Origin of the sequence: Micromonospora sp. RTP1Z1 (genome assembly GCF_033804685.1) — a bacterium.
In the GTDB taxonomy this organism is placed as follows: domain Bacteria; phylum Actinomycetota; class Actinomycetes; order Mycobacteriales; family Micromonosporaceae; genus Micromonospora.
The window spans coordinates 21807-48653 of the sequence record NZ_JAPFQV010000050.1; the positions used below are offsets into that span (position 1 = coordinate 21807).

General features: G+C 67.0%; 17 protein-coding genes. 9 read left to right on the forward strand and 8 right to left on the reverse strand.

The annotated features are described in order from the left end of the window. Positions 1 to 7: 7 nt before the first annotated feature. Genes SLP03_RS22710 through SLP03_RS22725 form a run of 4 tightly spaced genes read left to right on the forward strand, consistent with a single transcriptional unit; the run spans position 8 to position 17479 of the window. Positions 8 to 2962, forward strand: a complete 2955-nt coding sequence (locus SLP03_RS22710) for a DEAD/DEAH box helicase (RefSeq protein WP_319462647.1) — start codon at positions 8 to 10, stop codon at positions 2960 to 2962. Then, positions 2959 to 8472 carry a class I SAM-dependent DNA methyltransferase gene (locus tag SLP03_RS22715; protein WP_319462648.1) on the forward strand — a complete coding sequence of 1838 codons (5514 nt, stop codon included), beginning with the start codon at positions 2959 to 2961 and terminating at the stop codon, positions 8470 to 8472. The genes SLP03_RS22710 and SLP03_RS22715 overlap by 4 nt, the downstream gene beginning before the upstream one ends. Next, positions 8469 to 15194, forward strand: a complete 6726-nt coding sequence (locus tag SLP03_RS22720; RefSeq protein WP_319462649.1) for a DEAD/DEAH box helicase — start codon at positions 8469 to 8471, stop codon at positions 15192 to 15194. Before SLP03_RS22715 ends, SLP03_RS22720 begins: the two co-directional genes overlap by 4 nt. Beyond that, positions 15191 to 17479, forward strand: a complete 2289-nt coding sequence (locus SLP03_RS22725) for a UvrD-helicase domain-containing protein (protein ID WP_319462650.1) — start codon at positions 15191 to 15193, stop codon at positions 17477 to 17479. The genes SLP03_RS22720 and SLP03_RS22725 overlap by 4 nt, the downstream gene beginning before the upstream one ends. 231 nt (positions 17480 to 17710) lie before the next feature. Here SLP03_RS22725 and SLP03_RS22730 read toward each other — a convergent pair whose 3' ends face one another. From SLP03_RS22730 to SLP03_RS22740, 3 genes are read right to left on the reverse strand one after another with little or no spacing between them, the layout of a single operon-like run. Continuing rightward, positions 17711 to 18421, reverse strand: a complete 711-nt coding sequence (locus tag SLP03_RS22730) for a DUF2637 domain-containing protein (RefSeq protein WP_319462651.1) — start codon at positions 18419 to 18421, stop codon at positions 17711 to 17713. Next, positions 18418 to 18816: a hypothetical protein gene (locus SLP03_RS22735; protein ID WP_319462652.1), complete on the reverse strand. Its 399-nt coding sequence runs from the start codon at positions 18814 to 18816 to the stop codon at positions 18418 to 18420. Before SLP03_RS22735 ends, SLP03_RS22730 begins: the two co-directional genes overlap by 4 nt. Beyond that, the gene (locus tag SLP03_RS22740; RefSeq protein ID WP_319462653.1) at positions 18813 to 19061 is read right to left on the reverse strand and encodes a hypothetical protein; all 249 of its coding nucleotides are present in this window, start codon (positions 19059 to 19061) and stop codon (positions 18813 to 18815) included. The genes SLP03_RS22735 and SLP03_RS22740 overlap by 4 nt, the downstream gene beginning before the upstream one ends. A gap of 184 nt (positions 19062 to 19245) precedes the next feature. Between SLP03_RS22740 and SLP03_RS22745 the strand changes: the two genes are divergently transcribed. Further along, the gene (locus SLP03_RS22745; protein WP_319462654.1) at positions 19246 to 20208 is read left to right on the forward strand and encodes an IS30 family transposase; all 963 of its coding nucleotides are present in this window, start codon (positions 19246 to 19248) and stop codon (positions 20206 to 20208) included. 118 nt (positions 20209 to 20326) lie between these two features. On the opposite strand, the gene SLP03_RS22750 is transcribed toward SLP03_RS22745, so the two are convergent. The 3 genes from SLP03_RS22750 to SLP03_RS22760 form a co-directional block, all read right to left on the reverse strand. After that, a complete protein-coding gene (locus SLP03_RS22750) occupies positions 20327 to 21322 on the reverse strand; it encodes a hypothetical protein (RefSeq protein WP_319462655.1) in 996 nt (331 codons plus the stop codon). Next, positions 21315 to 22049, reverse strand: coding sequence for a hypothetical protein (locus tag SLP03_RS22755; protein ID WP_319462656.1), 735 nt, complete (start codon positions 22047 to 22049; stop codon positions 21315 to 21317). Before SLP03_RS22755 ends, SLP03_RS22750 begins: the two co-directional genes overlap by 8 nt. A gap of 410 nt (positions 22050 to 22459) precedes the next feature. Continuing rightward, positions 22460 to 23479 carry a hypothetical protein gene (locus SLP03_RS22760; RefSeq protein ID WP_319462657.1) on the reverse strand — a complete coding sequence of 340 codons (1020 nt, stop codon included), beginning with the start codon at positions 23477 to 23479 and terminating at the stop codon, positions 22460 to 22462. An 83-nt stretch (positions 23480 to 23562) separates the two neighbouring features. On the opposite strand from SLP03_RS22760, the gene SLP03_RS22765 reads away from it, so the two are divergent. Together SLP03_RS22765 and SLP03_RS22770 are read left to right on the forward strand one after the other, a co-directional pair. After that, positions 23563 to 24213 carry an HAD family hydrolase gene (locus SLP03_RS22765; protein WP_319462658.1) on the forward strand — a complete coding sequence of 217 codons (651 nt, stop codon included), beginning with the start codon at positions 23563 to 23565 and terminating at the stop codon, positions 24211 to 24213. Beyond that, entirely contained in the window at positions 24210 to 24899 is a 690-nt protein-coding gene (locus SLP03_RS22770) for a class I SAM-dependent methyltransferase (RefSeq protein WP_319462659.1), read from the forward strand. Before SLP03_RS22765 ends, SLP03_RS22770 begins: the two co-directional genes overlap by 4 nt. 215 nt (positions 24900 to 25114) lie before the next feature. On the opposite strand, the gene SLP03_RS22775 is transcribed toward SLP03_RS22770, so the two are convergent. After that, positions 25115 to 25246, reverse strand: coding sequence for a hypothetical protein (locus tag SLP03_RS22775; protein WP_319462660.1), 132 nt, complete (start codon positions 25244 to 25246; stop codon positions 25115 to 25117). A 463-nt stretch (positions 25247 to 25709) separates the two neighbouring features. Between SLP03_RS22775 and SLP03_RS22780 the strand changes: the two genes are divergently transcribed. Next, complete coding sequence (locus SLP03_RS22780; RefSeq protein WP_319462661.1) at positions 25710 to 26072, forward strand: hypothetical protein; 363 nt, start codon at positions 25710 to 25712, stop codon at positions 26070 to 26072. A 19-nt stretch (positions 26073 to 26091) separates the two neighbouring features. Here SLP03_RS22780 and SLP03_RS22785 read toward each other — a convergent pair whose 3' ends face one another. Beyond that, positions 26092 to 26334 carry a hypothetical protein gene (locus tag SLP03_RS22785; RefSeq protein WP_319462662.1) on the reverse strand — a complete coding sequence of 81 codons (243 nt, stop codon included), beginning with the start codon at positions 26332 to 26334 and terminating at the stop codon, positions 26092 to 26094. 133 nt (positions 26335 to 26467) lie between these two features. Between SLP03_RS22785 and SLP03_RS22790 the strand changes: the two genes are divergently transcribed. After that, complete coding sequence (locus SLP03_RS22790) at positions 26468 to 26752, forward strand: class I SAM-dependent methyltransferase (RefSeq protein WP_319462663.1); 285 nt, start codon at positions 26468 to 26470, stop codon at positions 26750 to 26752. Positions 26753 to 26847: the final 95 nt, after the last annotated feature.

A 26847-nucleotide genomic window follows, 5' to 3' on the forward strand; every position in this document is an offset into this window, starting at 1 on the left:
GCAAAGGGTGAATGTCGAGGCCGAGAGCGCGACCGGCGAGGGACAGGTGCCGGCCGGCTTTCCGCCGGGGTCGCAGGTACTAGTACGTGACGAGCAGTGGCTGATACGCAAGAGCACGTTCACCAGGCGCGACAGATGGATGATCGAGGTCACTGGGGTGTCGCCGTTCGTCCGCGGCGAGGAAGCCATCTTCTATCAGAGCCTCGACGACATCCGAATCCTCGATCCGCGCGAGACCAAGCTGGTGGCGGACGACTCGGCGAACCACCGGCGGGCCCGGCTGTTCCTGGAGGCGGTGTTCCGCAAGACTGCGCTGCCGCAGACCGAGCACGGGCTCGCGCTCGCAGACGGGTTCCTGATGCACCCGCAGGTGCACCAACTGCGGCCGGCTGAGCTGGCGCTGTCGATGAAGAACCCGCAGCCACGGGTTCTGATCGCGGATGTGGTGGGCCTGGGCAAGACCCTGGAGATCGGTATCCTGCTGGCCGAACTGATCCGACGCGGTCGCGGCGAGCGGATCCTCGTGGTGACGCCGCAGCACATTCTGGAGCAGTTCCAGCGGGAGACGTGGACGCGGTTTGCCATCCCGCTTGTCCGACTGGACTCGACCGGCATCCAGCGGGTGCAGCGGGAGATCCCGGCGGGACGTAACCCGTTCGCGTACTTCAAGCGGGCGATCATTTCGGTGGACACGCTGAAGAGCGCCGTCTACGCCCACCATCTGGAGCAGACCGACTGGGACGCCGTCGTCATCGACGAGTCGCACAACCTGGTCAACCGGGGCACCCAGAACAACGAGCTGGCCCGGTTGCTCGCTCGCAAGACCGACGCCCTGATCCTCGCGTCGGCCACGCCGCACAACGGCCGGGCGGAATCGTTCGCCGAGCTCATTCACATGCTGGACGAGGCCGCGATCGCCGATCCGACCAATTACAACGTCAACAAGCTCGAGCACCTGTACATCCGACGGACAAAGACCTCACCGGAGGTACGGGACTCGCTGACCGGTTCCTGGCCGGATCGCGGGCCGTCGGTCCCGGTGCATGTCCCGGCTGGCCCGGCTGAGGCCGCGGTCTTCGCGGAGCTGATCGAGAGATGGATCCCGGTCGAGGGCGCCACATCGGTCAGCACCCATCAGCTGGTGCCGTATCAGCTTCTCAAGTCGTTCCTCTCCTCGCACCGGGCGCTGCTGGCGACGATCCGGACGCGGTTAAAGACAATCGAGACCTTCTTGGCGGAGAAACCGGGCGACAGGGCACGCCTCGCGGAGCGGACAGCGCTCACGACACTGCAGGAGCTGACCGGGCACGTTCAGGACGACGACGCGTCGAAGCTGGCCGCGCTGGTGGCGCAGTTGCGTGAACTAGGTGTCGGGCCGGGATCGGACACCCGGGTCGTAATCTTCTCGGAACGCATTCCGACACTTACTTGGCTGGCCGAGAGCGTCCCGGCGGCGCTGGGCTTCCCGGCTACGGCCGAGGTGATCGATCGCAAGCCGTGGACGGCGTTCGGTGGCGCTGTGCAGGTCATGCACGGCGAGTCGACCTCGGATGAGGAGCAGCAGCGCATCGTCGAAGCGTTCGGCCTGCGTGACGCCCCGGTCCGGATGCTGTTCACTGGCGACATCGCCTCAGAAGGCGTCAACCTTCACCAGCAATGCCACATCCTGATCCACTACGACCTGCCGTGGTCACTGATCCGGATCGAGCAGCGCAACGGTCGCATCGACCGGTACGGGCAGAAGCACTCGCCGCAGTTCCGGGCACTCGTACTCACCAGCGACCTGCCGTGGCGTATCGATCCGGAGTCTGGTGCGGCACGCACCCTGGACGACCGCCTGGTCGGTGAGAAGCTGCTGGCCCGCGAGGCCGAGGCCCACAAGATCGAGGGCTCGGCGGAGGCGGTGACCGGTTTGTACCGGCCTCAGGAGGAAGAGGACCGGCTGATCAAGGATCTGGTCGCCGGCCGGACCGTGGAGCAGTCGATCAAGAAGTCCCGGGCCGGCCGGACCGGGTTCCTCGCCAAGCTCGTCGGCCAAGTCGGCGCGGTCCCGGAACACAAGGAAGTCCTCAGAGCGGAGGTGCTGACGCTCTTCTCCTCGACGGCGGACTACTTCGACGAGGGTCTCCGGCAGATTTGCCGACCCAACCCCGAGGACCAACTTTCGCTCTACCGCGACGACAACCGGACCATTGCGTTCGAGCCGCCGGCCGATCTGCTGTACCGGCTGCGGTCGCTGCCCCGGTCGTACCTGAAGGAGCAGCAGATCCTGCCGGGGCCGGACTCGCCAGGGCGCCTGCGTATCACCTTCTCCAAGGATCTCGCCGATGCCAGGCTGACCGCGGCGCGGGAGAGTTCAGACTCGCAGTGGCCGACGGTCTCCTACGTCACCGACGTACATCCGGTGCTGGACTGGCTCACCGACAAGGTGCTCGTCGAGGTCGGCCGCCACGAGGCGCCGGTCCTGGCCGCTGTCGTGGCTGAGCCGGTCTTCCTCGTGCAGGGCATCGCGTCGAACCGGCTCGGCCGGCCGACGATCGTCAAATGGATGGCGGTCACCGGCCTGCCAGATGACCCCAAGACCAAAGAGCTAACTCCTGAGCTGCTGGCCGAGTACGGTCTCGGGCCGCGGATGCCGGCCCGCGCGGTACCGAGCGACCTGGACGGGCTGACAAAGTTGGTGCCGGAGGCGATCGAGGAGGCGCGCCGCTACTTCGGCGAGATCGAGGGCGGTTATCGTGCCGACATCAAGCGGACCCTGGAGCCGTACCGCGACAAGGTCGGCGAATGGAAGCAGGAAGCGCTGTTCGCCGGGCCGCGACCGGATCACCGGCATGTCGACAGCACCGCCGAGCGCCTGATCCAGCTGGTGGCATCGCTGGAATCGGTCGGGGCGCCGATGTTGCGCCTCTTAGCAGTGCTGGAACCGCTCGCTGACGGGGTGAAGGGAACACAGGGATGAGCCGCGACTACGACTCACTCACAAACCGGGGCGAGTACCTCTCCGCGCACTACCTGGCCGAGGACCTGGACACCGACCTGCGGAAAGGGCTCTTCGCGGTCTGGACCGGGCGCGAAGGCGACGAGAACGACCCCCGCCGTACGCCGCGCGAGCTGATCCGTGGTCTGCGCGGCAGCTACCTCGGCGAGGACGGGCGGCGCTACTTCGCCGCTGCGGCTGAGGCCGACGGCGACGGTCCGATCCGTCTAGCCACCTACGACAACCCGGAGTGGCGCAAACGCCTGACCGAGTGGCACCAGGAGGTACTGCGGGCCCTCGGCTTCGACCCTGCACCGGTCGAACTCGTCGCGCATCGGGCCGGCCGCGACCACACCGTCACCGTCGCGCTGCACACCGGCGAGATCATCGCGATGGACTGCGGCTGGACCGGCAACGCCGACGCGGCCCTCGACCCGAACGGTGCCGGGCGCCTGCTGCATCCGCTGCATGTCAGCGGATCAGAGCGGTACGAGAGCGGCGCCGCGCTTGCTTCATGGCTGTTCCAGAGCGAGATCGGCGGGCCCGGCGGCACCCGGCCGCGTTTCGTCCTGCTGCTGCATGGCGGCGTGATCATCCTTGCGGACCGGGGCACCTGGGCCGAGGGACGCTATCTCGCCGCGAACCTCGACACGGCATTGGAACGTTACGACCGGACCCAGACCGGCGAGCTGTCGAGCATCGCCGCCCTGTTCAGCTGGGACATGCTGCGCCCCGGCGACAACGATCCGACCCGGCGGATCGACGTCCTGCTGAAGAATTCCAGCGCCAACGCCGTGGGCGTCTCCAAGGAACTGCGGCATGGCCTGCAACGTTCCGTCGAAATCCTCGCCAACGAGGTCCTGCGCCGCATGGCGGAACCGGCCAACAACGTACGCCCCGAGGACATCGAGAGCCCGAAGCTGCCGTTTGCCCGCGAGTTGACCCGCGAGTGCCTGCGCTACCTGTACCGGATCCTCTTCCTGCTTTTCGCCGAAGCCCGACCAGAGCTGGGCATTCTGCCGACCGACGACGGCAGCTACGAGAGTGGCTATTCGATGGCCCGGCTACGGGAACTGTGTGCCCGTGACGAGGAGCTCGTCGAGGAAGAGGCACGAAACGGCTTCCATCTGTACGCGTCCCTCGACGTGCTGTTCAACAAGGTCAACTTCGGGCATCGGAAATACGGCACCGAACCCGACGACGACCTTCCCGGCGACGACGAGGAGACCCGCCGGGAGAAGGCCGAACGGCGCAGCGACGATCACGGGCTGCGCTTCGAAGCGTTGCGCAGCACCCTGCTCGAGCCCGGTGCCATCCGGCTGATCGGTGGGCGAACGCTTGACCCGCGCAGCGACGAGGACGAGAACCCTCGCTGGCTCGACCTGCGGCCCCGCAACGTGGCCCTGCATGAGGTATTGCGTCTGCTCACCCTGAAGCAGGGCAAGAACGGCGAGCGGGGAGGCTTCGTCTCCTACCGCAACCTCGGCATCAATCAGCTCGGCGCGGTCTATGAGGGCCTGATGTCCTACACCGGCATCATCGCCGACGAGGATCTCTGCGAGGTCGCCCACGAGGGCAAGCCGGAAGAGGGCTCGTGGCTGGTGCCCGCACACCGCCAGCAGGACTACCCGGACGAGACGCTGGTTCGCTACGACGAAGCCGACGCACGACACGGCCTGCGCGGCGTCAAGAAGTACCCGAAGGGCTCGTTCGTTTACCGGCTGTCCGGCCGCGAGCGTGAAACCTCCGCCTCGTACTACACGCCGGAGTCGCTGACGAAGGTCACTGTCGAGCTGGCACTCAAGGAACGGCTCGACCAAGAACGCGACACCGACGGCAAGACGATCAAGACGCGGGCGGCAGAGCTGCTGTCGTATCGGCTCTGCGAGCCGGCGCTTGGCTCCGGCGCGTTCCTAAACGAGGCGATCAACCAGGTCGCCGAGGAATACCTGCGCCGCCGACAGGACGAGCTGCGACGCTCCATCCCGTCCGGGCAGGTGCTCACCGAGAAACAGCGGGTCAAGGCCTACATCGCCCTGCACAACGCGTATGGCGTGGACCTCAACCCGACCGGCGTCGAGCTGGCCGAGGTGTCGCTGTGGCTCAACACCATGCACCCGGGCATGCTCGCACCCTGGTTCGGGCTGCACCTGCGGCGCGGCAACTCGCTCATCGGCGCCCGACGTGCGGTCTACGCCGCCGAGGACGTCTGCTCGACCGCAAAGGAATGGCTCAAGGCCAAAGGCGGTCTTGCTCCGACTCCGCTGCCGATGCGGGACGAGGACGGCAACCTCCAGCCGCTGCCGACCGACGCCGTGCACCAGTTCCTGCTTCCTACACCGGGATGGGCGGCAGCCGCCGCTAACACCGAGGCGAAACAGCTCTCCACCGATCAGAACAAGCAGCTCGCCGACTGGAAGAAGGGCATCCTCCAACGGCCGACGAGGAACACCTCCCATCTGAAGTCGGATGGCACCCCGAAGCTGGTCACCCGTACTCAGCAGCCGCAGCCGGAGAAGCCCTCGCAGTTCACCCGGCTACGCGACGCCGCCCGGCGCGCCGAGTTCCTCTGGACTGCGGTCGTCAAGCGGATGGAGATGTCGGAGCGGAACATCGCCCGGCGGATTCCGATCTGGGGTGCAGGGGCGGAAGAACCCGAGTACGGCTTCCTGCACCTGCCAGAGCGGTCGACGTCCAAGGAACAGGTGCTCCAAGACCTCTTCGAGGCTGTCGACACCCCGTACTGGCGGCTGAAGCTGGTCATGGACGCCTGGTGCGCCCTCTGGTATTGGCCGGCTGATCAGGCGAGGCTGCTCGACGGCAGCGACGAGGAGTACGCGGTCAGCGGCAGCATCACCCGCGACAGCCTCGCGAGCCTGATCGACACGACGATCCCGGGCACCGAACCATTGGTCGGCCTGACGCAGCAGGAGACGACCACAGCGGCTGCGCCCTCGGTTCCGGCGGCACGGACCATGATCTCGCGGCCGATGACGCTCTTCGCGATGCCCGGCGATCAGACAGCCTTCGACGACCTGGGTTGGGGTCTGGAGCCCGAGCCAGCACACGCACCGCAGCAACCGCAGAAGAAGGCGGCGAAGAAGACCCCGAAGTCGTCGGCGCCGCCGCTGCGCCGCGTGATCCCCCTGAAGAACCTCGACGATTGGCTGGACTTCCTCGAAGCGGTCCTCGGCACCGCCGACATTCCGCAGGACAGCTTCCTCGATGCGTTCGAAGATCTCGACGAGCTGAAGAAGTTCGAGGAGTTCCTGCCCCAGTTCATGGGCATGGACACCAAACCACCGGAAGAGCGGTTCCCCTGGCTACGGGTCGTCCGCGACATCGCCGACCGACAGGGATTCCTGCACTGGGAGCTGGAGTTCGCGCTCATCTTCGCCCAACGTGACGGCTTTGACCTCCAGGTCGGCAACCCGCCTTGGGTCCGGCCCCGGTGGGACGCTGACGCCGTGATGGCCGAGTACGAGCCGTGGTTTAAGCTTGCGGACCGGCCGTCCGAGTCCGACAAGGAACGCCGACGTCGCGAGCTGCTCACAAGGCCGGATGTGAAGGCATTCGTTCTCGACGAGCTGACCAACAACAGCGCGACAGCGGCGCTCCTCGGGTCGCCTCAGATGTATCCCCTATTGGCCGGCACCGTCCCGGATCTCTATCGGGCTTTCATGTGTCAGGTCTGGGATCATACGTCTCATTGGGGGGCAGTTGGCTTGCTGCATCCAGACACCCATTTTGTGGGGGAAAGGGAAGGTCCGCTGCGTGCCGCTGCGTATCACCGGCTCCGCATCCACGGCGACTTTGTCAACTCTGGTCAGCGCTTCTTCCCACGCCCAGTTGGTGACACCGCCCATTTCGGCATCCATATCTATGGACGAGCGAGAGAGATTGGTTTCGATCACCTATCATGGCTAGTATCGACGGACGCGTTGCGACTCTCACGCGACCACGATGGCTCCGGCGAAGTACCGGGCATCAGGTTCATGAATCGTGAGTTCGACGAGCGACCACACCGGAGCCGGGTCGTCGCCGTAGACGAAGAGGTACTTGCCGTCTGGCGGAAACTCCTCGACGAGGAGGATCGGCCGCTCAACCAGGCGCGCCTGCTGTTCCCGGTGAGCACCGGCGAGGCCTCCGCTATCGAGGCCCTCGCCGCCTACCCGCTGCGCCTCAGTGCTCTGAACCTGCAAATCTCCGATGGCTTCAATGAGGCCGGAGCCAAGAAGGCAAATCTTATCGATTACAACCGAAAAGATCCAAAGACCGGGCGGGAGTATCAGCCAGATAGTTGGAGCAATATCATCCTAAAGGGGACGCAACTCGGCCTCGCTACCCCAGTGTTCAAGCGGCACGACGCGAACAGCAACGACCCGTATGGGGTTGATTTGGTCAGCTTGCCCCCAGATTTCATCCCGGACACGGCTTACGTGGCTGTTCGGGGGCGAACGGAGGAATACCGGCGAGCCCAGATCCGGTGGACCGATTACGCCGAGTTGGCGCGGCTCCGTTCAGATGATGCGGCTCTCGGCGACGCACGGGCGCTGGTCGCCGAGATGGAAAACATCCCCGAGTCGGACATCGACCCGGAGAAAACGGACGCCATCTTGATACAGAAGTCTCGCCGCCCGTACGTCGACTTTCACCGGCTGGCTTGGCGTCGCCAGATCGCTTCTAACACCGAGCGGGCCCTCTACGCCGCCCTCATTCCGCCGGGACCGGCCCATATCGACGCGATGCACACCCTCACGATGCCGAGCAACCTCCTCACTGTCCTGGTAGCAGGGTTCTGGGCGTCTTTGCCTCTTGACTACCTCCTGAGGGCAACCGGCCGGGGAGACCTGCGCGTCGCCGGGGTCAAGGCTTTGCCAGCGCCGGACGAAGATCACCCGCTTACCCCGGCCCTCCTCCTGCGGATCCTTCGGCTTAACTGCTTGACATCGGCATACCGCGACCTTTGGGCTGAGCTCTACGACTCAGAGTGGGCAGCCACTGAGGCTTGGGCGCTGGATTGGGCTGGAGCACGATCGCTATCCGAGATCGGCCCGGAATGGACTCTGGAAACACCGTTGCGGAGCGAACGGGACCGGCGGGCCGCGCTGGTCGAGATCGATGCGCTGGTGGCCGTTTGGCTGGGGATGAGTGCTGAAGCGCTTGTTGCCGCTTACCGGGGTCGCTTCCCCGTACTTCAGAAATACGAAGCAGTGACCTGGTTCGACGCGGACGGATGGAAGCTCGCCGGTAATGCCCGGACGATCGGTCAGCGGCAGACAAAGGCGACCTGGGCACAGTTCGAGGCGTACCAGAATGACAAGTCCGAACCGAAGACGGTCGCCCCGCCGGAGGGCTTCACTCCGCCGTTCTACAAGGCGGACCGGGTGGCTGAGATGAAAGCGGCGCACGCGGTGTTCCAGGCTCGGCTGAATGCGGCGATCGCTCGCGGTGAGTGGGATCCGGTCACGCGGAAGGCGGCGAAGCAGTGAGGCCGACCCTGGAGGCGCGTGGGCTGAAGGAGAGCCTGCTGCAGTACCTCTCGACCACGTACGCGCTGGCCGACGAGGGCGCCCGTGAGGCGTTGCACCGCTTCCTCGGTAACGAGACGTCCGGGATGTTCCGCGGCCCGTTCCTGCGGATCAGGACGCCGTTCACCACGGCCGTCCCGGGGTGGGAGCAGCACCTGGAGTGGCGACGGGAGGGCTGGACCCCGTACGCCCACCAGGCTCGGGCTTTCGCCCGGCTGAGCTCGGCGAACGGGCACGTCCCGGAGCCGACGCTGGTCACCACGGGCACAGGGTCCGGCAAGACGGAGTCGTTCCTCTACCCGATCCTCGATCACTGTCGCCGGGAGCGGGCGGCCGGGCGGCCCGGGGTGAAGGCGCTGCTGCTGTACCCGATGAACGCGCTCGCCACCGACCAGGCGCAGCGGATCAACGAGCTGCTTCTCGGGCACCGCGACGAGCTGAGCACGGTGACGGCCGGTCTCTACATCGGCGATCGGGCCGCGATCCAGTACGAGCGGGTCTACACCCGCCGGCAAGACATGCAGCTGACGCCGCCGGACATCCTGATCACCAACTACAAGATGCTCGACCTGCTCCTTCAGCGGGTCGACGACGCGCCGTTATGGCAGAACGCGGACCTCCGGTACGTGGTGGTGGACGAGTTCCACACCTACGATGGTGCGCAGGGCACCGACGTTGCGATGCTGCTGCGCCGGCTCGCGTCCGTCGTGGGCGCGGGTGAGGTGGGGAATCCGCTCGGCCGGATCTGCCCGGTGGCCACTTCGGCGACGCTCGCCTCGGATTCCGACGAGCGTGGCACTGAGGATCTGTTGAAGGTCGCGACCGCGGTTTTCGGTACCGAGTTCACTGCTGAGGCGATCATCGGTGAGGACCGGCTCGCCATCGACGATTTCGTCCCTCTCCACGAGATTCAGCTCTGGCCGACTCCGACGCCGGACGAGCTGCTCGCTCTGCCGGATCCCACCACCGGTGACGACGCGCTGCTGCTGTTGGCGAATGCAGTAGCCGATGTTGGCGATCTGGATCAGATCGAGCTTGGGAAGCGGCTGAAGCAGCACCTGTTCACAAGGGCTCTGCTCGTGGCCCTCGACGGCGATGTGAAGAGCGGTCCGGATGTACTGCGCCTGATGTGGCGTGCCGGGGCACAGAGTTGGTCGTCGGCGATCACCCGGCAGCCGGAGAAAGCCGCCGCGGCGCTCGCCAGATTCGTGGCGCTGCTCTCGTACGCCCGCCATCCTGACTCCCCGCCCAGTGAACTTCGGCCGTTCGTGCACGTCGAGGTGCACCAGTGGGCTCGGGCGGTGACCCGGCTGCTGCGTGGGGTGTTGCCGTGGCCGAAGGCGGAGTTCCGGTGGGATATAGCCGGCACCCGGGATCTCGGTACTGATCCGAGTGCGGTGACCGTACCGGTGACTACTGCTACCGCGGGTCAGGCCGCGAACCTGTTCCTGCCGGCGGTCTACTGCCGGGAGTGCGGTCGCTCCGGCTGGGCGGTCTTCTCGCCGGAGAGTGACGACTGGGATGTCCAGTTCGACAGCTACAAGATCCGCCGGGCCTCGACTGGCCAGGACAAGGTCCGGATCCGCTACCTGATCGCGGCCACGGACCGGGAGGCGGCCGAGGGCGCCGGCCGTAACACGATGCGCGACGCTGGTCAGCATCGTGCCGGAGCACCGTCGGCGGCGCAGGGCCCTGGTGGGACGCTGATGGTGCTGGACGCAGTCCGGCAGCGGCTGCGGCCCCCGGATCCGGGCTCCGACTACGACGAGCACGGGCAGCCGGCCCTGACCGCACGGGATTCGACGTTCCTGCTGGTCAACCTCGGTTCGACGGCGAACACCGCAGCGGCGGAGGACTGGTGCCCTGCGTGCGGGGAGCGCAACGCGATCCGCTTCCTCGGCACAGGGGCGGCTGCGCTGGCGGCAGCGGCCATCACGCAGCTGTTCACCGCCGGCGAGCTGAACAAAGAGGCGTTTGAGGACAAGACCCTCATGTTCAACGACTCGGTCCAGGACGCGGCGCACCGCGCCGGATTCGTGGCGAACCGGTCGTATACGTTCTCGCTACGGGCGTTGCTCGCCGCGCACCTCCGGCAGGAGTCGGGCACCGCGCTGAACGACCTGATCGCCGATGTGGTGTCGGCGACGACTGATCCGCAGACGCTGGCCGCCGTGGTGCCGCCGGATCTGCATGGTCTGCTCGGTGTTGACCGGCTGCTGTCGGGGCGCGGGCGCGGCGGTGACCTGGCCACCTGGCAGCTGATCGGGCAGCGACTGGCGTTCGAGACGCTGATGGAGTTCGGTTTCCGGTCCCGCAATGGCCGCACCCTGGAGCTTACCCGCACTGCGGCTGCGCACGTCCGCGTAGCCGATCCGGCTGCTGTCGCGGCGCTGGTCAAGGAGATCCATCTCGATCTGGCCCGGGACGGCCTGCCGATTATGGAGGCCGACGACGCCACGTACCTGGGATTCGTCCGGGTATTCCTGGAACGCCTCCGCAGCCGTGGCGCGGTCGCGCACAGGTGGCTGAGCAAATACATCGACGAGGCCGGTACGAGCCGGTACTTCATCTGGGGCCAGCGCCCGCAGGGCATGCGAGCGTTCCCGAACCGGGTCGCGGCGCCGAAGTTCCTGCTCGCGGCGCCGAAGAACGGCAGCGACTTCGACGTGGCCTCTGGTCGGTTGTCCTGGTACGAACGGTGGGCGGGACGCACGCTGCGGCTGCCGCGGGAGGGCAACCCGGAGTTCTGGCACCGGCTGCTGCCCGAGCTGACTTCGGCCGGGTTGCTGTCCGTCCGTACGCCGAATGACTCGTCCGCCCGGATCTACGGCCTGCAACCGGGCAACATCGAAGCCTTGCTGTTGCATGACAGCCAGGTGCGGGAGGCCTTCGTACGCTGTCCGGTCTGTTTCTGGGAACAGACGGTGCATCCGTCGCTGCTCGACCAGTGGCACGGCCAGCCGTGCCCGGCCTATCGGTGCCGCACCGGTCGCCTGATCGCCGGCAACCGGCCGATGGAGATCGGCCGCCATCAGCGCGACCGTGACTACACCCAGGACTACTACCGTCGGCTCTACCGGCAGGCGGGCACCTATCAGGTGAACACTGCCGAGCACACCGGAATGCTCACCCGCCAGCAGCGGGAACGGGTCGAGCAGGCGTTCAAGCAGGGACGTAAGCCGGACGAGACAGGGGTGGTGGTCTTCAAGAATCCCAACGTCCTGTCCTGCACCCCGACGCTGGAGATGGGCATCGACATCGGCGACCTATCCGCGGTGGTGCTCGCCGCGCTACCCCGTCGCCCGGCCGGCTACGCCCAGCAGACCGGACGCGCCGGGCGGCGTACCGGTAACGCCTTCCTGCTGACCATCGCCGACCGTTCACGGCGCGACCTGTACTTCCTGGATCAGCCGAAGGAACTCATCGCCGGGACGATCGTGCCGCCGGGCTGCTACCTGTCCGCGGTGGAGATCCTGCGCCGGCAGTACCTCGCCCACCTGCTCGACCTTGCCGCGGCCGGTCGCCTGACCCGTCCTGACGGCGTTGTCCTGCGGGCACTTCCCGACCGCGCGCCCACGCTTTTCGGGCCGTCCGGTTACCTCGTGGACCTGATCGAGGTTGCCACGACTCAAGCCGCCGAGCTTGTGGAAGGGTTCCTCCGGCTGTTCCCGCACGACGACGGCACCGACCTGCTGCCGCGTGGCGTCACCGACGACGCGCGCAACGATCTTGTCGAGTACGCCACGCACGGGCTACGGACGGCGCTTGAGGAGGCCGAGCGGGAGTGGCGGCGTCAGCAGGACGGGCTGCGCGACCGGATCCGGACGATCAGCGAGGCCCACGACGAGCTGCACGACTCCGACCCGGACGAGGCGGACGAGAAGGCGATGCTGGACGCCGAGCGGCGGGCGCTCGGCAGACGCTTGATGGATATCGGTAACACCACGGCACAGAGCGCGTTGTGCGATCTGGGGCTGCTGCCCAACTACGCCCTGGTGGACACCGTCACCACGCTCGCCGCCACGCTGTACGGCCCGGACGGGGTGAACCCGAAGGATGGCAAGACTCCCCGCTACAAGTCGAAACCGGTGAGCTACCAGCGGCCCCGGCGTTTCGCCCTGGAGGAGTTCGCGCCCGGCAACACCTTCTACGTCAACGGCTACCGCCACCAAATCACCGGGATCGACATCACCACGTCTGGTCGGCCCGAGTGGCACCGCTGGCGTGTCTGCCCTGGTTGCGGTTACATCCGCACCGAAGATGCCGTCCACGACCGGTCTGCCTGCCCCCGCTGCGACAGCACCTACATCGCCGACGACGGCTGCCTTTTCCAGGTCGTCGAACCGTCGACCGTGACCTCCCGCGATTTGCGGGAAGACGCTCGGATCCGCGACGACAAGGACGAACGGGACCGCCGCTTCTACACGGTCGTCGACGCGGTCGACTTCCCTGACGATGAGATCGCCCCGGGCTCCTGGCGGCATTCGAGTCAGACCTTCGGCGTCGACTACTGCCGGCGGGCGATGATCAGGCGCATCAACGTCGGGCCCGCCCGCTACGACGCCCCGCCGCGGGACGACTTCGCCGGGCAGACCGTGCGGATTAATCCGTTCCATGTCTGCACCGGATGTGGGTCGACCAGCGCGGACGGACGGCCGGTCTTCGATCATGAATCGGACGCGCTGACCTCCTCCCAGGCGCGTAACCCGAATCTGAAGAATCACCGCCCGTGGTGTCCGCTGCGGCGCGGCAAGCCGGACGGCATCCAGCAGGAGCCGGTGCTGCTCGCGCACCAGTTGCGAACCGAGGCGCTGCGCATCTTATTGCCCGCTGCGGCTGCCGACATCGACACCCGGGTGCACTCCTTCCGGGCCGCACTGCGGATGGGCGTGGACCTGCACTTCGGCGGAGACCCGCAACACCTGGACACCACGGTCGCCTCCATGCCGGACCAGGCAAGCGGAGAACGCCGCTGGTTCCTGGTCCTCTACGACCGGCTCCCCGGCGGCACCGGCTACCTGGACCGGCTCACCAAGGCCGAAGACTTCCACGACGTGCTCATCCACGCGCACACCGCGCTGCTCAACTGCAAGTGCAAGGACGAGCAGCGCCGGGCCTGCCACCGCTGCCTGCACCGGTACACCCCCGAACCGCAGCAGGACCTGGTCTCCCGCAACACCGCACTCCGGATGATCAGCTCGCTGCTCTTCGACGACGAGGGCTGGCAGACCGAACCGGTCACCAACACCCGGAAGATCGGACTGGACGGCCAGCTCGAATCCGACCTCGAACAGCGCTTCCTCGACCTGCTGCGCAACTGGGTGTCAGTGACTGACGACGTCTCGCTCGACGAGGACGGCCACGCCAGCGGTCACCTGCGCCTCGCTCGCGGCAGCGACCTGGTCCACTGGCGGATGACGGCCCAGCAGCAGCTGCGCCGGACCAGGACCGACTTCACCTTCACTAGGGTCGACGGGCCCAGCCAGAGTGTCACCGTTTACCTGGAGGGATTCCGCTTCCACGCCACCCCCGACCACAACCGCATCGCGTCGGACGCCCGGCAGCGGACCGTACTGCGCGCCGAAGGCCACCGCGTCTTCCAGGTCACCTGGTCCGACATTGAGCTGTTCGAGCAGCGACCGACCTCCGCCCGACCAGTCTGGCCGCCGTATTCAGGAACAGCGCAAGAACAGGCTAAGGACGCTTACGAGGAGTTCGACGGCAACCGAGCCCAGCTGACCGGCATGGTCTTCACCAACCCGGTGAACTCCCTGATCGCCTACCTGCGAGACCCCGACCACCAACGGTGGGCATCAGGAGCGAGCGCCATGGTGACCGGACTACTGGCCAACGCCGGAACACTTCCGCTCACGGCGACTACCGACCGCCGAGAACTGGCCCGTACTCTTCGTGCCGAACTCACTAGTCTCACCGGGGACCAGCCGGCGCGGCCCTCGCCTACCGAGGACCCGGAAGCCACGCTGCACGCCTTCCGGGCGCACGATCAGTCCGGGCTGCCAATCATCGTCACCCTCGACGCCAACGATCCGGATCACCCGCGCTGGACGGCGCTCGCCGCTCTCGACGACCGTGACACCGCTCTCAAGGACGACGCTCACTGGGAACGCTGGCGCTCCTGGCTGTACTGGACGAACCTCACCCAGTTCCTCGCGTACGCCGGCGGCGACGGAGTCCAGCTCGCCTACAGCGCCGCCGCCGAACTCGACCTCGACACCCTCGTCGTCTGCGGTGGCGTCGGTGAACTCGACTCGCTGAACGGGACGGTGCCCCCGAAGCCGCCGGCCAGCTCCGACGGACCCACAGCAGCAACGCCTGGACTGCGGGACCGGCAGTGGGATGACGAGATCCTGGAGATCCTCGACGACGAGCCCGAGCGTGGCGGCGACCTCGGAGTCCTCGCCCGCAGGCTGGCCGACCGGGGCAAACGCGCACCCGTGTTCGGCTACGAACTCGGCACCGGTCGCTGGCAGGTCGACTTCGCCTGGCTCCGGCCGAACCTCAAGATCGCAGTAGTGGCCATGCACGGTGATGACACCGACGCACGGCACCGTGACGAGGCCTACGCCGAGGAAGGCTGGACGATGCGAACCGCGGCCGAGTGGCTCCAACACCTCGACGAACTCGAAGACCTGCTGCCCGACATGGAAGACTCCGAATCATGACCGCACGGCTCAGCCTGCACTACAAGGCCGAGGAAGAGCTCTACAAGCTCGACCGGACGGTCAAGGGACTTTTCTACGACTTCTGCCACCGATTCCGGAAGAACCCGGACCAGCCCGGCCTGGACCTGAAGAAGCTCAAGGGTGACTCCCGCATCCATCGCGCCAAGATCAACCAGTCGTACCGGGCATTGCTCATCCCGGTCGAGACCGATGACCGTGGCCGCCAGCACTGGTTGATCATCGCGGTCCGCCACCGCAAGGACGTGTACGACGAACTCCAGGTCGCGGTCAACCGGGTCACCGGAGAGCTCGAGTTCGTCGACCTCGCCGTGATGGGCGACAGCTCCCTACGGCGTGCCGGTATCACGCTCACCCCGGCCGAGCCCGATGATGTAACTCCAACGCCGGCTCCCACCCCCGAGCCCGACCAGATTCCAGACCGGCCGCCCCTACTCGGCGCCTACACCGCCGACCAACTCCGCGACCTCGGCGTTGCCGAGCAGCTCATCGACTTGGCCTTGGCTGTCACCAATGACGAGGAACTCGACCGACTCGTCTCGGGTGCACCACTGCTGTCCAAGGACGTGCTCTACGGACTCGCAGCAGGAATGAGCATCGACTCAGTGCTCGAAGAGGTGACCCGGCCGGTCAAACTGCCAACTGAGCCGGACCTCGCCGACATCTCCACCGCGGTCAGCCGAACCAATGTCTCGTCAATTGACGACGACGTGCAGGCCGCCCTAGACGAGGGCAGTTTCCGTAGCTGGAAGCACTACCTGCACCCGACCCAGGCCAAGACCGCTCGGCGTGAATACACCGGTCCGGCCCGGGTCTCCGGCGGTCCGGGCACCGGCAAGACCGTCGTCGCGCTGCACCGGGTCAAGCATCTCGCCGAGCAGCTGACCGACGACGGCGTGCAGATCCTGCTCACTACCTTCACCGCCAACCTCGCCGCGGACCTGCGACTCCGCCTCACCTCCCTGATAAGCGAGCCGGAGCTGCTCGCGAGGGTCGACGTCATGCACATCGACCAGCTCGCCGCCCGCGTCATCGGTGAGAACACCGACCAGCGCAACCGCCGCAAGCGCATCAGCGATCAGGTAGCCATGATCGAGATGCGGCAGCTCCTCGTCGAACTCGACGAACAGCGCTGGGAGGCCGACTTTCTCCTCGACGAATGGGAGCAGGTTATCCTCGGCCAGGCGCTGAGAAGCCGGTCGGACTACTTCAGCGCCCGGCGCGGCGGGCGTGGCCGCGCACTCATCCGCCCGGAACGCAGCCAGATCTGGAAGCTTATCGAGCAGTTCGCCGCCCGTTTGGACAAGCTCGGCGCCGAGACCTGGGGCCAGGCCGCCGAACGCGCCGCCCGCTTCGAGATCGAACGCGCTGCCGCAGCAGAGCGCTACCGGAACTCGCCTCCGACGGCTGACGACAGCTCCGGCTCTCGGCCTCCCGCGTACCGGTACCGGTACCGGCACGTCGTCGTCGACGAAGCCCAGGACCTGCGCGCCGCTCACTGGAAGATGTTGCGCGCCATGGTTGAGCCAGGCACGAATGACCTTTTCATCGCTGGCGACACCCACCAGCGGATCTATGACCACCAGGTCTCCCTAGGTGCCCTGGGCATCAACATTCGGGGCCGCTCACGCCGGTTGACACTCAGCTACCGCACCACCCGCGAGATCCTGGAACACGCCCTCCGGATCGCCGAAGGCAACAAGACCGTCTACGACGATCTCGACGACGGCGTCGACAACCTGTCCGGATACCGGTCCGTCCTGCACGGCCCCACACCGACCTTCACCGGATATCAGAACTGGCCGGACGAACTGGCCGGCGTCGGCGCACTGCTACAGGGATGGCGCGACGAACTCTCGACCGACAACGATGGTGCCCGCCAAGACCCGGCCGGCCACGTCGCGGTCGCGGTCGCGGATCACGAACAGCTGACCCAGGTCATCGAGTACCTGGAGACACAGGGCGGCCTGACCTGCGCCGAGCTCACCAAGGACGGGCCGCGCGGCGACGGCGAGATTCACGTGGGGACGATGCACCGGTTCAAGGGTCTTGAGTATCAGCGGCTGGCGATCATCGGGGTGCGCAAGGGTGCCATCCCACGTCCCTACATCGAGCGCTACCGCCGGTCCGACCCGCAGCGGTACGAGCTCGAGCAACGCAAGGCCCGGTCGCTACTGTTCGTCTCAGCGACCCGTGCCCGAGACGTCCTAGCCATCTCTTGGCACGGTGCACCCAGCCGACTGTTGGATCCGTTGGTCAACGGCTGAGACAGTGCCACTCACGCACAAATGCGTACTTTTCGTCACCAACTGAGCCTGTCCCTATGCCGCTGAACTCTGTTCCCAGGCCGCTCTTGGGCCACGGCGCGGAGGACCGACAACCCTGCGGGTGTATGCGGCCTGGCTCTCCGAAGCCGTCGAGCCCCCGGGTAGCCGATGGATCATAGAAGGCTATGGGGACGCTCGCCTCACGTTCCTCCTATGTCGGCCGGTTTCTGGCTACAGGACCGGGGTGGCCGCGCCAGCTTTCCCAGACGCCAGGAGGCGGCGGACGTGTCGCTCGGACACCCCGGCGGCCTTCGCGATCTCCGCCAGGCTCGCGCTCGGACGTTCGGCCTGCACACGGGCAACCAGGTCCGCTGTCTGCTCACTTCGCCTGTCACGGCGCGTCTGCCTCGACGTACCCGGGCTTGCCTTTCCATCGCTGCCGGCCGCATGATCGGTCACCGCCACCGGCGACGGAACACGCGACGCAAGTACTGCGCCTGGGGGTTTGGCGGACCTGGGCTGCTTGAGGCCGTCGTTCGACTCGCCTCCAGTCCGGCCCAGTCGAGGCGGATCTACGGCCGGGCGCGCACGCGACAACATCTCAACCACCAGCAGCAGCGCGACCGCCGGCCAAGCCGCCACTATCCGCGCGCCCAGGGTCGGGTGGGCGGCGGCGATGTTCGCGCCGACGCTGGCAGCGACGCCGGCCGCGAACGCGATCCGGGCCGACCAGCGAACGGGTCTAGCTGCTCGTTTGTCTTCGACCATGGCGGTGGAGGCGACGATGAGCATGCCGTCGACGGAGATCGGCAGTACGAACGCGACCTCTGGTCGCTCGCCGAATTTGAGGGCGACGTCGACCATGTGACTCCACGACGACCACGCGGCGATGGAGGCGACGGCGCCGGTGCTGATGTTGCGGGCCACCCGGGTTGGTGTCACCGGCCCACCTCCGCCCGGATCCGCTCCCGGATGGTCCGGACCTCGACGGTGTCGACCGCGGGACGTCCGCCGATGTCCAAGCGGGTCTGGACATCGGCCCACCGCTCCCAGCGGCGGACCACCTCGCCGGGGTCCAGCCCGGTCGCTTCGGCGATGTCCATCAGGTCGGCTCCGCACCGCAGCGCCCGGTGGATCGTGATCGGCTGCCATCGGCTCCACCACGAGAGCACGGCGGCGGCGAGCGCCAACTCCGTCAACGCCTCGGCCCGGGACGACCCGGACGACTGTCTCAGGGCCTGGTCGTGGAGTTCGATCAGCACTTGGAACGGGTTGATCTTCTCGGCTTCGGAGAACCGGACCACTGGCCCGGCGTCGAGAGCGTGGTCCTCGGTCATCGTCTCCTCCCGTCGGGAAGGAGTACGTTCAGGATCGAGATGGTCCGTACGAACGTCTCGTACGCCTCGGCCTCGGTGGTGAGGGGATCGGTCAACGTGTCATGAAGGTGGGCGACGATCTCGATCACCATGCGGGAGCGGGCCGCCGGCGCCGCCGATGCCGTCAATCCCTCATATAGGAATTCTCGGACAAGATCGGCGCCGGTCAGCCGCTCGATCGGCGACAGCTTGACGTCCCGCGTCATTGGGCTGACCTGCCCAAACGCAGCGACAACGGGTCACCGGCGATGGTCGCCGGTTGGTTCGCATGGTGGTACCTCCGGCCCACTCGTAGGTCGGGAGCTGCAGTGGGCAGGTTCAGCCGGTCGCAGCATTTGATCTTGATGGTTCGGTGGGACAGGATGTTCCGCCGTGCGCGCAATATTGACCTTGGCTGACCGTGAAGAGATATCCCGTGGCCTGGCCGAAGGCCTGGAGTACAAGCAGATCGGGGTCCTGATCAGCCGGAACCCGTCGGTGGTCTCGCGGGAGGTCGCCCGGCACGGTGGCCGGGCCGGGTACCGGGCCGCGGCGGCCGACGCGGCGGCGGCGGTCGCCCGGTGCAGGCCGAAGACGTGGGCGGTCGAGCGGGCGCCGGGCCTGCAGGAGGTGGTACGCGAGCGGCTGCGGCTGGGCTGGTCACCGGCGTCGATCGCGGGTCGGCTGGCGTTCGACTACCCCGACGATCAGGCTTACCGGGTGTCTCATGAGGCGATCTACCAGTGGGTGTACGCCCAGCCGGTGTCCACTCTGGCGCGGGAGTTGATCCGGCTGCGTACCGGCCGCACGGCCCGGCGTGGCGGTGCCCGTCCGGCGCCGGCGCCGCGGATCCGTGAGCCGCGCTACCTGGACGAACGCCCCGCCGAGGTCGAGGGCCGGCAGGTCCCCGGGCACTGGGAAGGCGACCTGGTCATCGGCAAGGGCGGGAAGACGGCGGTGGCGACGCTGGTCGAGCGCACCTCCCGGTTCGTGGTCCTGGTCCCGCTGACCGGCCGGGACGCGTTGACCGTCGGCGACGCGATCATCGCCGCCGCCGGGACCCTACCGCCGCAGCTGGCCCGGTCGTTGACCTGGGACTGCGGGTCCGAGATGGCCGGCCACGCGAGGATCACCGCCGCCGGACTGCCGGTGTACTTCGCCCGCCCGCACTCACCCTGGCAACGCGGCAGCAACGAGAACGCCAACCGGATCCTGCGGGAGTACTTCCCCAAGGGCGTCCCAATCACCTCCGACCCCAAATATCTGGCGATGGTGGCTTCCGAGATCAACGACCGACCGCGTAAGATCCACGATTGGAAGAAGCCCTCCGAGATATTCACCGAACTCGTGGAGGCAAATGCTTCCACCGACTGAACTCGCCGTGAACATAGCTCCGAACCAGCTTTCAAGACTTGGCGCTCCGCTGCCGGCCGGATCCCACCTCGTGAGCCAGCCGTACACGTGGGCTCGGGCTCGGTCGGCCCCGGGTCTGTCAACGGCGACGAAGCCTGTCCAGCAGCGACCTTTGCCGCGGCGGTGGCGCGGATGGTCCGCCAAGCGAGACGCTTCCATTGCCTGGCCACTCCTGGAATGCAGCGGTCAGACCCAGTGCATGGTTAAGGGTTTCGTTTGGCATGCCTGGGGTTATGTAAACCAGCTGCGCCACGGAAACGCCAATTGTCAGTGGTCTGGTCTCGGCCGCTTCACGCATCATCAGGTATCTGGTCTCGACCAACCCGGCGACGTCTGAGCGGCATGCTGGGTCCACCCAAGCCGCGGTGATTAGCGCATAGAGCGCGGCTTCGGTAATCCAGTCCTCGACACCGTAGGCCAGCTCGATCAACATTTGTCGCCTGGTCGATGTCGGCCACGGTTGCTCCGGTCGATGATGCAGCAGGCCCAGGCAGCACCACACCTGGATGTAGCGCTCCCACAAGCCTGGCAGGCGATCCCATCGGCCTGCCGGCATCTGCGGCGGATGAACCATGCTGGCCAGCAGGTCCTCTGCCTCAATGTCTGCAAGCGGACCGGCCGCGTCATACATCATCGGCGGTGGCGCCCACGGCAGGCCGGCAAAGTGAGCTGCGATAGCGGCAGAACCAGCGGTGCTCGGCGGGTTCAACGCCGGCGACGCGTTGACACCGTCGAAACGCCACTGCACGATGCCGGGCTTTGGTGGTTTCCGCGGATCGGGCTGCCCGGGATCTCCCATAGCGATGACCGCCTTTGGCCACCAACGGCGGAAGGTGGTCAGGGCACTGGGCACCTCCATCGAAGAGATACCGAGCTCGCATGGCATTGAGCGGGTCTTCGGGTCAGTCTGGGCGAGAATCTTGATGCACGACTCGGTGGCAGCCGGGACACGGCCGAGCCACGGCAAACCTTCGCAGCTGGTGACCAGCTCGTGACGTTCATGGCTTTGCGCTGGTTTGGCTCGGAGGCGATCAGCCAGAGCGATCAGGCTTGCCGCATTGATGTCTTCAGGCATGTCGCCTCCCCGTGAACGCGCAAGGCAACATCTTAGGCCGCAGGCGGCCGGAGTGATCGACGTACAGCACAGAAGTACAGCAACGCGAGCGACCGCAGGAGCCGCGACGGGTCCGAACCGTGCCTTCCGATGTCGCACGGCACCGCACGAGACTGCGCCGCCGTGACCTACGGACCAGAAGGTGCCGCGTCAGCATAAAGTCAGCGAACGCTGTGCTGCGCGACCGACTCCAATGGTCACAGCCGGCATGACACCGATGGCAGGACCACAGGGAACGACACCCGCTGGCGATGAGGAAGGGAAAGTACCACCACCCGTAGAGGTCGTGGGTGTACTGCTGGTGCGCGAGGTCGACCGGCGCGACGAGCGGCGCGCAGAGGACGATCACGATGATCGGCGCCGCAGCCGGGAGCGCCAGCCCGATGTGCTCGTCATGGTAGGCCCACCCCCGGAGCAGGTAACCCAGCGCTGCGGTGGTGAGGAAGAGGGCGGTCAGGGCGTACCCGAGCAGGACCGGCAGCACGGACTGGTCGCCGGCCTCGCCAGTGAAGGGGAAGGCGCGTCCCTGCGACACTGCCGAGGCCAGGATCTCGTCCATCCGGGCGACTAGCACCGCGGTGGCCACGACCGGCGTCCCGGCCAGGGCGGTCGCCAGCCAGACCAGTTCCAGGCCCACCCGGCGGGCGCGATGGGTGGGCTGAGGGGACGCCGGTACGGTGACGGGCACCGATCGACGCTAACAGGGCGGCGTGGGGCCCGCGATCGCGTGGGCTCCGGGTCGAGCCCACGTTTCCCGGCGTTGGTCCGGTCCCGTTCGCTTGACCGGGGAAGCCGGCAGCAGCGGGACGTGACATCAGTGGTTGACATCAACGGTGACGGCCGAGGCCGGACGAGCGCGGACGGGTGTTGCCTCCGACCTGAACGCGGTGGACGTCAGCGGACGCTACGACTCTCGCCGAAAGCGCCTTGTAAGCGAGGCGTCGGCAGCAGCGGCCAGCAAGACCGTGATCCGGATCGGTGCCGTATGTCGAATCACGACGGCCGGCACCTGCTCCCCGACATGAGCCGCTACGAACCCCAGGAGCGCACAACTTGTTATTCATCCCCCGACGGGGGTCGTCCCTTTCGGGGAGCCCTTCAACCCTGGTGGCCGTGGAAAGTTGGTCGGTCCCGCTCGGTTTGAACCCCTGCTATGAGGTCGCGGACGCGACGCACTTCTGGGATGTGCCATAGCGCCGGATCGCTCGATGGTTCGCTGGCCCATCCCCGCAGGCCGTTCCTATGGGTGAAGGGGTCGAGTATGCCGGGGAAGGCGCCGAACGCCAGGTTGCCCGACCGGTCTGGCTGTTCGGCAACGACCGGCGGTGGCAGGGACCGCAGGTAGGCCGAGGTGGTGCGATTGCCGGACATTCCGCCGATGACCAGGATCCGGAGGTCGGTGAGTACGTACCGGGTGCGGCGGGACGCCACGGCGCGCACGACGAACCGCCCGACCACAAGATAGAGGCCCACCAGCACGAAGGGAACGCCCCACAGCACGAAGAAGACCGGCGGCCGGTCCCCGACGGTCCGCTCGGTGAGAACCGATGCCTCCCAGAACACGACGAACCCGAACCACAGGAGGCTGAAGGGGATCAGTAGCGCGTCCGGTGCCCGGAACAGTCGATGGCGGAGGGGGCGGCCCTCCCAGAGGAGCCGCTCTCCAGGCAGCAGTTCAACATCGGACTCGGTCATGCGCCGATTGTCGCGGCCCCGGGCAAAGTCCGCTGACCCCCGCGGGCCTATCTCACCACCGCTTTGCGGTGCGACGGGCCCGCCGAGCAGCCAAGCGAGCAGCCAAACCGGCGAGCATGAGCGGACGATCGCGGACCCGAACGCCGCACCGGGCATGAGGACCAGGCGGTGGACCAGCAGCCCGGAACCGACTCGTAATGCGTAGGTCGACGGTTCGATTCCGTCAGGCGGCTCCATAGGAAGGCCCAGGTCACCGGCTTGATCGTCGATCACGACCTGGGCCTTCTTCGTGCCTTCGCGAGGCCGAGCAGCCAGTCGCTGACACCAGGGACAGTTGATGGCCTCAGGGATACCAGGGTTCGCGATGCCGAGCCGGTCGGCCACCGTCCCGGGTGCATATCCCGTCACATATTTGGCCTGCAAGGTGGCGTGGTGACCGTTGGCGGGTGTCGGATGCCAGCGGATGGGCTGGGCCGGCCGCCTCCGGCCTCGGCTACCCTCGCGGCATGATCGATCCGGTTGGGCTAGTCATCTTCGACTGCGACGGCGTGCTGGTCGACAGCGAGCCCATCGCCGTGCGTGTCAATGTCGCGGTGGGCGCCGAACTGGGCTGGCCGGTGAGTGAGGCGGAGGTCGTCGAGCAGTTCGTAGGGCGCTCCAGTGCGTCCATCGGTGAGTTGATCGCCGCCCGCCTGGGTGCCGATACGGCCGCCCTGTGGGCCCTGCGGTTCGACGAGGCTCACCGCCGGGAGGTCGACGTGGCGCTGACTCCGGTGGACGGGATAGTCGAAGCTCTCGACGAGATCGTGACGCCGACGTGCGTGGCATCCAGCGGTTCGCACGAGAAGATGCGGCACACTCTCGGCCGTACCGGCCTGTACCACCGGTTCTCGGGGCGCATCTTCAGCGCGAGCGAGGTGGCCCGGGGTAAGCCCACCCCAGATCTGTTCCTGCACGCCGCCGCCCGGATGGGCGTGCCGCCGCGGGCGTGCGTGGTGGTCGAGGACAGCCGCTACGGCGTGCAGGCGGCCCGCGCCGCCGGCATGCGGTGCTTCGGCTACGCTGGCGGGCTGACCCCAGCGACAGGGCTGGAGGGTCCAGATACGGTCGTCTTCGATGACATGCGCAAGCTGCCGGCCCTGCTGGCGGCCGCGTGAGCCGCCCGGTTGCGGGCCGACCGGCGACCGCGGAGGCCTCAACCGCCAGCGTTCGACTGGAGAAGATCCCTTTAGGGGTGCCACGGGGAATCAGCGGCTACGCCGAATCAGCCGACACGCTGGCCCGCCAGTACGAGAGCGTGTCGTTCAGCGAAGTGCACCGCGAAGTGTTGCACCTGTTCCCGGAACGGCCAAGCCAAGTCATGGACGTCGGCGCGGGCACCGGCCGGGACGCCGCGGCGTTGTCCGCGCTCGGACACCGGGTCGTTGCCGTGGAGCCGACGGCCGAGCTTCGCAACCACGGCCGACGCCTGCACCCCGACATGGACATCGACTGGGTCGACGATGCACTGCCCGACCTCGCGGTGATTCGCAGGCGGGGCCAGCGCTTCGACCTCATCCTGGTCACCGCCGTGTGGATGCACCTGGACTGGGCCGAGCGGGATACGTCGATGCGGCGGCTGGGGAACCTGCTGGAGCCGGGCGGGCAGATGATCCTCTCAGTGCGCCACGGCCCCGTGCCCGAGGGACGGCGGATGTACGACGTTCCGGACCGGGAGGCGATCGTGCTGGCTCGTGAGTGCGGGCTCGACGTGGTCCACTCCGGCAGGCGGCCCGACCTGCACGGACGCGCGGACGTGTCGTGGACTCTGCTGGGTCTGCGGTGCCCGGCGAACGGGCGATGACGGCCCTGGTCGCATTGCTGGCAGCGACCTGGGAAACGTGAGCTGGCACGCCGCTGGAAACGACTGCCACCCGGCGTCCAGACATCATCGCGGTTGGCTTCATGGCAAGGATCGGCCCCGCGTTCAACGCAACTAAAGCAGGCCACCACGGGTCCTCGGTCAATCAACCAATCGTTGGACGAGCAGATCCTCGCGGGACGCGGCCGGGGCCACACCTACTGCTCGAGAATCCCGGTCTGGCGGCCGATCGCGAGCAGCCAGCCGAGCAGCCAAGCCGACGAACGATGGCGGACACCGGCGGCCCGCAGTGGCAAGTTGACCAGGACCAAGGCCACGATGAGCAGCAACCGGCGGCCGACTCGTAATGCGTAGGTCAGTCAGCGACCGACGCGGATGCGGTCGGCGGGGTAGAGCTCACGGGAGCCGTCGGCGCGGAAGATCACCAGGACTGACGCAGGCATGGAGACCGGCAACCACGAGGACATGCACGCCGGAGAGCTTCACCCAATCCTTCGCCGAGCACCTACGGGTACACGGTACGTAGAAGCGCATGAGCGCCAGCCCAGGCGATGGCCAGATGACGCGTAGAGGCCATATGTTGCCCTTATGGAACCCGGGGAGGCGCCAGCGCCCCCAGGCCGGCGAGCGGCGAGCCGCAATCGAGGGTTGGTCCGGTCGCCCCGTCACTGGCCATGGGTAGTGCTATCGCTTGTAGCGGTGCTGTGTACTGGGATTGTCGCCGTGCCGGTGTCGTGGGCCGTTCTCCGACAAGCCGAGGCAGAGCGAGGCGAGGCGTCGCCGGACGCGGCGGTGAACGTGTACGTGCTCCAGATGAGCAGCGGCGAGGAGCTTGGGCTGTCGCGGGTTCTCGTCGCCGGGCGTCATGACGAGCTGCTGCGGCAGTGGCGTCAGTACCGCGGTGAGATGGAACGCGCCAAGACTCCGTCGAAGCTTGAAACGGTCGGACCGATCGACGTCGAGGACCAGGGCCGCAACCGCGCGACCGTGACCGCGCAGGTCCGGCCGATCTGGTGGAGCGGACAGACCAGCTTGAGCGGCACAGCCCACCCCTCGCGGTTCGAGACCCGGCGAGACGCCGGCGGCTGGCAGGTATGGGCAGCCGACCTTCCGACGTGGTGCGGTGTGCACGTCCGGGCAGACGCCTGCCGTTGACCCGTTCCGCTGTGCCTGATCACCGGGTTAAGAACATGCCGTGAGCAAGCGCATGAGCAACCTCGTTCGACGTCATCTCGGGGAAGCGCTCCGCGATGGCGGCGAGTGCCTGCTCTTCCGTCACCTTCTGATCCCGAAGTAGGTCGGCTTGCTCGTAGGCGAATGCCTCCACGACTCGTTGCCTGGCGTCGGACACCTGAGTCTCGACCAGCTCGTGAGGGCGCCCGAGGATCGCACGCCAGAGCGTTGCGAGCATGCTCACCACCCGATCGTCTCAGCCAGCATCAATCGTTGCTACTGCCGCCGAGTCGTCGTCTGCTGTGGCTACTGCCGCGTCAGGCAACGTTCGCCCCTGTTCGCACCCCGAAGCAATCAGACCTGCCAGGATTGGCCGCATGTCTCTTGACCTTGAGCACTCCTCCGGGCCTGCCGGCCAGGATGTGGCCAACGACTACGACAGATTCGCCGAGGCGTACGCGGCCGAGACCGAGTCCAACCTCATCAACGGCTACTACACCCGGCCCGCGATCCTGGACCTGGCCGGAGACGTGGCCGGGCGGCGGATCCTTGACGTCGGCTGCGGAGCCGGCCCCCTGCTCGCGACACTGCGCGATCGCGGCGCCATCGTGACCGGCATCGAGCCCAGCGCTAAGAGGGCGTCTTGGTCGGGTTGGATCTAATACACGCCGGTTGATGCCTTGCTGGGCTCGAGCGGAGCGGTTCGCGATGATCGATGTATGACGACTCCTCGCCGTCCGTATCGCACTGATCTGTC

What these genes read in the sequence shown, in the direction of transcription:
- SLP03_RS22715 (WP_319462648.1), top strand. Translation starts at nt 2,959, where the DNA reads ATGAGCCGCGACTACGACTCACTCACAAACCGGGGCGAGTACCTCTCC.
- SLP03_RS22725 (WP_319462650.1), top strand. Translation starts at nt 15,191, where the DNA reads ATGACCGCACGGCTCAGCCTGCACTACAAGGCCGAGGAAGAGCTCTAC.
- SLP03_RS22735 (WP_319462652.1), bottom strand. Translation starts at nt 18,816, where the DNA reads ATGACCGAGGACCACGCTCTCGACGCCGGGCCAGTGGTCCGGTTCTCC.
- SLP03_RS22740 (WP_319462653.1), bottom strand. Translation starts at nt 19,061, where the DNA reads ATGACGCGGGACGTCAAGCTGTCGCCGATCGAGCGGCTGACCGGCGCC.
- SLP03_RS22750 (WP_319462655.1), bottom strand. Translation starts at nt 21,322, where the DNA reads ATGCCTGAAGACATCAATGCGGCAAGCCTGATCGCTCTGGCTGATCGC.
- SLP03_RS22765 (WP_319462658.1), top strand. Translation starts at nt 23,563, where the DNA reads ATGATCGATCCGGTTGGGCTAGTCATCTTCGACTGCGACGGCGTGCTG.
- SLP03_RS22790 (WP_319462663.1), top strand. Translation starts at nt 26,468, where the DNA reads ATGTCTCTTGACCTTGAGCACTCCTCCGGGCCTGCCGGCCAGGATGTG.